This window comes from Sinomonas humi (assembly GCF_000802235.1).
GTDB lineage: Bacteria > Actinomycetota > Actinomycetes > Actinomycetales > Micrococcaceae > Sinomonas > Sinomonas humi.
Window position 1 is genome coordinate 1 of sequence record NZ_JTDL01000006.1, and the last position, 5550, is coordinate 5550.

Consider the following 5550-nt stretch of genomic DNA (forward strand, 5'->3'; position numbering starts at 1 on the left):
ACAAGGTGTCGATGATGTTCACGATGCCGAACGCGCCCGACCACACGATGGGGACCCCCGCGAGCGTGCGCCAAGGATACACGAGCACCTTCACTCGCGATCCTCGGACCGGTGTCCAGGCTGTCACCCTCGGGGCCAACAGTCCCAGCAACACTCCCGATGCAGCTAACTCCTCATGGACGATCGCGGCCCAGCCCGCGCCCGGACAGCACGTCTCCTACACAACCTCATGGAACGCGGACGGGGACGGCTCTGACGTCTACGCCCCGTTCACGAAGTCTGGGACCCTCCCCGACCAGGCGATCGAGAAGTCCAACTCGGCCGGCGCCATCGCCGTGTCGGCGGACCTCGCGCCCGGCCAGACCACTGTCATCCCATTCGCGCTCACGTGGGACTTCCCGCAGGTCGCCTATGACAACAACCAGACCACCTGGATGCGGCGATACACCGACTTCTACGGGGCCCGAGAGAACGCACAGAACGACTACGTCGCAGGAAGCTACCCGGGCAACCAAGCGTTCCACATCGCGGACGACGCGCTGTCCGCCCAGCCCGCAAACCTGGCGAAGGTCCAACAGTGGTACGCCCCGATCGCCAACAACCCGGCCTACCCAATCCCGATCCGCACGGCGGCGCTCAACCAGCTTTCGCAACTCGTCTTCAACGACTCCTTCTGGGAGGGAGGCCTCGTCTCCAATTCGGTCGCACCAACAGGCGGGCAACGGCTCGGCAGCCAGATCCCCGGAACACACCTCTTCGACACCGCCGACGCGGCGATCCCTTGGAGCCAGGACAGCGACTTCGTGCTGGTGAACAACGCGAATGAGCTCGACGTCGACGCCTACGGATGGCTCGCCTACGACAAGCTCTTCCCGAACCTCGAGCACGACCGGCTTCTCGCGCAGGCCCAATCGGCGCTGCTGGATCCCTACGGCGGGGCAACCCAGATCTTCGGCGTCAATGCGACGAGGGACCCATTCGTGGCCTGGCCGGCGAGCACGGCCCCGACGCCGGGGGGTCCGACGTTCATCGACGTTCCGAGCAAGAACATCTTCCGCGACTACGGGTACGCCACCATCAACCACGACACAGCTTTCCTGAAGCAGGCATACCCCGCCATGCAGAAGGAGCTGCAGTACCTCCAGGCGCTGATCCCCTCCGGAAGCTCGCTTCCAGAGGCTCCGTCCACCTACGCAGACACGTATGACGGCTATCAGGTGAATAAGTACGACGTCTACGACTCGTCGCTGTACATCCTCGCGCTCGAAGCCATGGTCGCGGGCGGCCATCAAATTGGTGTGGCGGAAGGCACGCTCACGACGCTGAGCCAGAGCCTGGCCAAAGCCAAGGCACAGTTCGAGAGCACCTTCTGGGACCCCGCTCATCACGCGTACCGGTTCACGCCCGGCACCACTTCCTCCGACTACAGCGTCATGCTAGACACCTTCTTCTCAGAGAACGTAGCCGAGCAGCTCGGACTGCCCGATGTGCTGAACGTCGCTCACATGCAGGAACAGCTCACCGACTACTACAGCACCTTCATGAGCGCCCGTGATTCCTCGGGCAACCTGATCGGTGCGCCGAACACGACCGCACCGCTCGGCACCAGCGCACCAGCGCAGCCCGACGAGGTCTGGACGGGCACCAACTTCGAGGTTGCCTCGACCTACATCAACGCCGGCAAGCGCTTCAACGACCAGGCGCTCGTGAACGACGGGATCACCATGAGCTCCGCCATCTCGAAGCAGATCTGGCAGACCCCCAGCAACGGGTTCGCCTTCGACGCTCCCGAGGCCTGGCACGGCGACGACCCGCAGAAGTACAGGTACCCCGACTACGCCCGGGCCCTCGCCGTCTGGGACGACATCGAGGCGCTCCAGCCGACGGATCAAACGCACGGCCAGTGAGAGGCCGGCCGACCGTAAAGGACAGCTGAACCCTGACCGGATTGCTGGTCTCGCGCGGGACCCCCAGCGAGACCAGCCCTCCGGCCATTTGCAGGGCCCCGGAATAGCCACCGCCAGCGGCCAGAGAGGAAACGCCATGTCACTCAAGACAACGGACTACGCAGGCACCGTGGAGATCGACAGTCGCAAAGTCCTGGAAGTCGAACTCGACCGCCTCGTCGATCACGCTATTGAGCACGCTCTCGCCAATCCCGGGCACGGGATTCTGGTCACCCGGCATTCACAAGCCACCTTCACCGTCGAGCTCTCCACCGAGGTGCCCCAAGGCACCATCGCCGAGATCGACCTGACCTCCCGCTGAGGCACCGACGCCTCATGTTCGTCATCGCATTCATAGGCTGGCCGTGAGCCTTCGCTTCTCGAATCCAGCACAAGTCCTCTCCCACAGCCCGACGCTAGCGGAGTCCCACAAGGCTCGTGCACGAGGCTAGACGGCGCGTAATGCGAGTCGTGCGGAGAGTTCACCCACAAAGGAAGCCGATCTGGTCTTTAGCGCCTTCATTGTGGTGCGCTTCGCTTATCAGCTCCTAAGGAGGTTCAAATGAGCCGGGAACAGCAGAGCACATCATGTTCGTTCGGGACGACGACCGGAACAGCCTTGAGACGCAGTGCGGCACTACCGAAGCCCAGCTGCGGCCCGTCGCCTGTGAACTGTGGTCGGGGGCGTCCTTGTGACTGCCTCCCTAGATTTCACCTTCAACTCCAGCGCAACGTCCCCTTCGGCATAAGCTATGACAAGCGCACGTGGTGAACGAGAAACCGGAGAGGGCCACCGCCGCCCCGAGCCGATCGCGACCCTCCAGGCGAAACACGCAACGCCCGGAGACCTCGTCCAAGTCCGGGTCAATGGCGTCGCTCTCGTCTCGGCTGAGGTTGAGAACGTCACCGCCGAGGGAACGATCCTTTGGACCGTTGCCTCCCCCCAGCTCCCTCGCGCGCTCTTCCTCCGCCAGACAGATTCTGATGGATGGACGAGCCGCTGATCTTTCTTGAAGCTGACGTCGGTGCACGGCCGCGACCCCGGTCGCCCGTCCCCCGGACCGGGAGTGGCCTGATACATGGCGAACGCCGGGGTTCTGGGCCGCAGGGCGACGCACGCTGATCGGCAAGCCAGGCCGATTCGAAGGAGTGAGAGTGTACGACGATCTGCCCGAGGACGAGCTCCGGGCGTACAAGAGCAGCCAGACGTGCCCTGACGATTTCGACTCGTTCTGGGAGGAAACGCTCGAGGAGTCCCGCCGGGCCAGTGGGGATGCTGTAGTTGAGCGGGTATCGGTGGGACTGGAAACCGTCAACGTATACGACGTCACTTCCCCCGGCTTCGGGGGGAACCCGACCAACGCGATTACGGCGGCGGACGCGGTAGGCCATGGGAGAACCTATTCTGGGCTTCCGCGGGCTTCGCCCACTTCCACATGGATACCCGCGGCCAGGGCTCCGGTTGGTCCGTGGGCGACACCCCGGACGCCGCCGGGCCGTCGGGGCCGCAGGTCCCGGGCATGATGACCAAGGGGATCACCAGCAAGGAGACCTACTACTACCGCCGTCTCTTCACAGACGGCGTTCGAGCGGTCCATGCCGCCCGAACCCTTTCGATGGTCGATCCGGCCCGCGTGGCTGTCACCGGCGGAAGCTAAGGAGGGGCCGTCGCCCTGGCCGTCGGCGACCTCGTCCCCGACCTCTCAGCTGTCGCCGTCAGTGTGCCCTTCCTCTGCGACTTCCCCGTGCCATCGTCGTCAGCGACAATTACCCCTTCCGGGAGATCGGGGACTACCTCTCCATCCCCCGCGACCAGGTCGAGACCGTCCATCAGACCCTGACCTACTTCGACGGCGTCAACTTCGCCGCGCGATCGAGGCACCCTGCCCCTCGGTGGCGCTCATGGACATCGTCACTCCGCCCTCCACGGTCTTCGCAGCCTTCAACGCCTACGAGGGCGAAAAGGCGAAAAGGAGATCCACGTCTGGCGCTACAACGGCCACGAGGCCGGCGGCCCCGACGACGACCAGCTCACCTGGAGATTCCTCTTTCGGATACTCGCCGACGACAACTGATAGGAGAAGAACCCGCGCTGACAGCACGTGCTCCGACCCCGTCTCGAGGCAGGAGCATTGAGCGTTGCCCGCCATGGGTCTGGTGCGACTGCAGCGCCGCAGCTGGGCACTTCTTCAAGGAGGTTCTGGGAGCATGCGGTCCTCCCAAGCTAGGAGGAAGCAGCCCCATCGCGGAGGCCGGTCCTACAGCTATCGTGCCTCAACCTTCGAGGCCTGCGCCTTCTCATACGCCTCCCCCCAAGGCTAGCGACGACTGTGGCGTTGCTTTGGAAAGCATCCAGAACGCCTCGTCACCCCTCATGGCGGGCGACGGGCCCTTCGCGCTTTTTGCCGCGGTTCCGTAGGAAGGTCTAGACTCGTTCACCGGTCGGGCGGGCGAGTGGGCAGTTGGACCCCACCGTGGGAAGTTCCCGCGATAAGGCCTAGTCGCCACGGCTCCGTCAACCCCATCGCATCACGTAGATCTCCCGGAAACCGAAAAGGGTCCGGCCGACTGCAACCGACTGCCTGTCGATCTCCAAACGTTGAGAGGCAGGACCCGACGAGGCTGCAAGTCTTGAACAGCGAATACCGACAGCCTACGTGTCAGAACTTGCAGACAGGCCGTCTATTTCCGGCAGAGACTCCCAGCTCACGGGTGTCCGCGTCTACTCGTCGGTCTTGGCGATCAACACGTCACAGGGAGCGTTGTGGGCCACGCTGTTCGCTACGCTTCCGAGGACGCGTCCGATGCCCTGCATGCGTCGGTTACCCACCACTATCAGCGAGGCGCTGGAGTCGGCCGCGTATCGGATCAGTGCTTCTGCCGGCCTACCACGGACTGCGGCAGCAACGATTCGGACGCCGTCCTGGTCGTGGGCCAGGTCGGCCGCAATCGACTGTGCTGTCTTCGCGGCTAAGTCCGCATCCGATATGAGGAACTGGTCGGATCCGCTGCCAGCGATCTCGGCCCGGTCCGACCCGTACGCCGAAACCACGTGCAACGGGGCTTCCACCGCAGCCGCTAGGCGAAGGGCGGCCCTTGCCGCACGCCTGGCGGTGTCGCTGCCGTCGACGCCTACGACGATAATTCCATGCATTGACCTTTTTCCTTTCCCGAAGCCCGACGTTTCTAGGGGGCGAAACTTGCGCCCTCACAAGAGGGCCGCATGGTCGGCGCTCTTGTGTTAGAAAAGCGCTCCATCGCCGGGTACGGCCGCAGGTTTTGGTCGTGCCGGGGTGAAGCTATTGGGATACTCCTCGTGCTCCCCTTTGATCTCCGGTCTCCCCGCGCTGGCACTGCAGAGGAATCAGGAGTCAGCGGCGGATGGCTGGCCTCGCTCGTCCATGATTGCTATCAGTTCCTCTGCGCTGCCGATGGTGTGTTGCCAGAATGCCTTCTCGATGGCCGACCGATCGCGGCTGTGCAGGGCTTCGATGAGGGCGTGGTGCTGCTGGATGACGCGTGCGGGGTCCGAGCGGATTGCCTGGTCCTGGGCGAGGGCGACGGTGATGTGGGCCTCGATGACGGGCCAGAGCCGCAGGAGAAC

Annotated in this window: 7 protein-coding genes and 1 pseudogene; 6 read left to right on the forward strand and 2 right to left on the reverse strand. The window is 64.1% G+C overall.

Annotation, left to right across the window (positions count from 1 at the left end; all coding sequences use genetic code 11):
- The 6 genes and pseudogenes from LK10_RS00650 to LK10_RS22925 all read left to right on the forward strand — a co-directional run.
- Positions 1-1907: GH116 family glycosyl hydrolase (locus LK10_RS00650; protein ID WP_043119329.1), on the forward strand; the 1907-nt coding region annotated here is incomplete at its 5' end.
- Between the two features lie 136 nt (positions 1908-2043).
- Positions 2044-2268, forward strand: a complete 225-nt coding sequence (locus LK10_RS00655; RefSeq protein ID WP_043119331.1) for a hypothetical protein — start codon at positions 2044-2046, stop codon at positions 2266-2268.
- A 430-nt stretch (positions 2269-2698) separates the two neighbouring features.
- Positions 2699-2950, forward strand: coding sequence for a hypothetical protein (locus LK10_RS00660; RefSeq protein ID WP_043119332.1), 252 nt, complete (start codon positions 2699-2701; stop codon positions 2948-2950).
- A gap of 151 nt (positions 2951-3101) precedes the next feature.
- Complete coding sequence (locus LK10_RS22950; protein ID WP_408021426.1) at positions 3102-3470, forward strand: acetylxylan esterase; 369 nt, start codon at positions 3102-3104, stop codon at positions 3468-3470.
- Positions 3374-3774 (forward strand): annotated as a pseudogene (locus LK10_RS22955) (acetylxylan esterase); the annotation flags it as partial. The gene LK10_RS22950 and the pseudogene LK10_RS22955, both read left to right, overlap by 97 nt.
- Positions 3775-3848: 74 nt before the next feature.
- Entirely contained in the window at positions 3849-4082 is a 234-nt protein-coding gene (locus LK10_RS22925; protein ID WP_331377420.1) for a hypothetical protein, read from the forward strand.
- A 586-nt stretch (positions 4083-4668) separates the two neighbouring features.
- Here LK10_RS22925 and LK10_RS00670 read toward each other — a convergent pair.
- Together LK10_RS00670 and LK10_RS22115 are read right to left on the reverse strand one after the other, a co-directional pair.
- Positions 4669-5100: a universal stress protein gene (locus LK10_RS00670; protein WP_043119334.1), complete on the reverse strand. Its 432-nt coding sequence runs from the start codon at positions 5098-5100 to the stop codon at positions 4669-4671.
- 210 nt (positions 5101-5310) lie between these two features.
- The coding region (locus tag LK10_RS22115) for an FCD domain-containing protein (RefSeq protein ID WP_043119335.1) at positions 5311-5550 on the reverse strand (240 nt) is incomplete at its 5' end.